This window comes from Paraclostridium benzoelyticum (assembly GCF_001006285.1).
In the GTDB taxonomy this organism is placed as follows: domain Bacteria; phylum Bacillota; class Clostridia; order Peptostreptococcales; family Peptostreptococcaceae; genus Paraclostridium; species Paraclostridium benzoelyticum.
The window spans coordinates 1-403 of record NZ_LBBT01000040.1 but is presented as its reverse complement, the minus strand read 5'-3'; the positions used below and the strand labels follow the sequence as shown (position 1 = coordinate 403).

Genomic DNA, 403 nt, shown 5'->3' with positions numbered 1-403 from the left:
ATAGGAGGTAAAAAGGTAGTTTTACAAAAGGTAGAAATAGATTTAGATAAAAGTTTAAATGAGGGTGGATTGGTAACCGTTCCATTTAAATTTAAGGTAAGCAGCAAAGTTCCAGTATCTATACATAAAAGTCATGTATGGATAAAGACATGTTTAAAAGAAAATGGTAAAAATAAATTAGAAGAAAAATATCATATAGATATATTACCTCCTAAATATATAGAAAATACAATTAATATTATAGAAAATTTAGGATTTTCTTTAACAGAAGTAGAAAATAAGTATATAGAAAACAAATATGATAATATGCCATTTATTCAGTGCTTTAAATTCAGGAAAGTAAAAGAAAACCTTGATGAAAATAAAAACGAGATTGAAATTTTTTTCAATCAAAAGAATGATT

Annotated in this window: 1 protein-coding gene; it reads left to right on the top strand. The window is 23.8% G+C overall.

What is annotated here, in order from left to right; translation table 11 throughout:
- Window positions 1-403 (top strand): sporulation protein (locus VN21_RS02150; RefSeq protein WP_046821830.1); only part of this gene is annotated, 403 nt, incomplete at both ends.